Here is a 1,403-nt window from a genome sequence, read left to right as displayed (position 1 = left end):
TCTATGCATCGCATCTCAACTCCCGCGCGCCCGTCTCGAGAGCGTCGAGGTGGGCTGAAGCCGTGTTGCAGCCTCTGCGCGTCTTTCGGAGATTAAACAAAAAGGCTGTCCGCACCAGCCAGAAACGGTCTTTTTCGGGTCACGGCGTGATCTGCCCGGCGGCCGCAACATCTGGCTCGATGGCGACAGCGGAGAAACCGGCTTCAACCCGATCGCAAGACGCCTGGCTCCTCTGTTTCCTTGAACTCTTCCGTATCCCTGGGCGCGGCGACCAGATCCTGGAATCCGAGAGTGGCGACGAGATAGCCTGCTTCGTCGTAAACCTTCGTCACCCAACTGGTCGGGTCCACGCCATCGACAATTCCGTCGAGCATGGCCTCCTTGGCTGCACGCTTCGCCTCTCTGACAGCCTCATCTCGATCAGCCATATCGGCAAAGATTGCAGGCTGGGCCATGCCTTCGATAAACTCGAAGCGAAATTTCGGCATCGGTCGCTCCAGTCATTGTGCCAGCGCATCGGACATTTCTGGCAGGTTTGACGCTCAACGCGGCGGTGTCGAAAAGGATGCAGCGGGTTGATTGCGCTTGATCATCAAACCTCAGGCAGCATTGCTGCCTCCCATCTCCCAGTCGCCTTGCCAACGTGCGCGCACGGCGATCATCAGTGTGGCCGCTTCCGTCATTCCTGTTTCAAACAACCTGATCAGCTCTCTCGCTACGGCGTTGGCCGCCGCCGTGTCGGGCAAGATAGCAAATTCCTGGCACAGCGCGTCGAACGCGTCGCGAAGGATGTTCAGGTCACTGGGGTAGAGAGCTTCCGTATTCGTGCGGGTTGGTCGGCTAAGCATCAGGCGCTCCTATTCGGCTACAGTGGGATTGCTCCCAAGCAGCGGCGCCCGTTACACAGCCGCTGACAATGGCTTTATGCGGCACAGCCCAGCAGGTGTCATTAAACTATGATGCACGGCGCGTCGTTCGCCCGTTGAGGGCGCATATGGAGTTGTCCTTGGCTGTCGTGACGCAAGTTTCTTCGCAATGCGTCGGCGGCCTAGCCCCGACCTGTTGTCCGGCGCCTGGAACTCTTCGCGACTGACGGCATTATCTAGTCCGACCAACCGGGGGCGAAATGGGAGTCACGTCACGCGAACGTTCGTCTGAAGTGCAGCGCTTCCAGCTTCTGGCGGGGTTGGGTGACAGGATTCGGGAGATCGATGATCCTGCCGAACTGGCATTTGCGGCAGCGGAATTGCTTGGGAAGCATTTTGGCATCAGTCGAGCCGGATATGGCACGATCGATCTCGAGAAAGAAACGATAGTCATCGACAGAGACTGGAACGCGCCGGGAATCCGAAGTCTGGCCGGAACTCTGAACTTCAGGGACTACGGCTCCTATGTCGATGATT

Annotated in this window: 2 protein-coding genes and 1 pseudogene; 1 reads left to right on the top strand and 2 read right to left on the bottom strand. The window is 58.4% G+C overall.

Annotation, left to right across the window (positions count from 1 at the left end; all coding sequences use genetic code 11):
- Positions 1-203: 203 nt before the first annotated feature.
- A complete protein-coding gene (locus tag EN925_RS35855; protein ID WP_027161872.1) occupies positions 204-488 on the bottom strand; it encodes a hypothetical protein in 285 nt (94 codons plus the stop codon).
- 111 nt (positions 489-599) lie between these two features.
- On the bottom strand, positions 600-848 hold the full coding sequence (locus EN925_RS35850) for a hypothetical protein (RefSeq protein ID WP_013525118.1): 249 nt from the start codon (positions 846-848) through the stop codon (positions 600-602).
- Between the two features lie 278 nt (positions 849-1,126).
- Between EN925_RS35850 and EN925_RS35845 the strand changes: the two are divergent.
- A pseudogene (locus EN925_RS35845) lies at positions 1,127-1,403 on the top strand (PAS domain S-box protein); the annotation flags it as partial.

The organism is Mesorhizobium sp. M7A.F.Ca.US.006.04.2.1, assembly GCF_004022915.1.
GTDB lineage: Bacteria > Pseudomonadota > Alphaproteobacteria > Rhizobiales > Rhizobiaceae > Mesorhizobium > Mesorhizobium ciceri.
The sequence above is the reverse complement of the archived record's forward strand: the minus strand, read 5'-3'. Positions and strand labels throughout refer to the sequence as shown.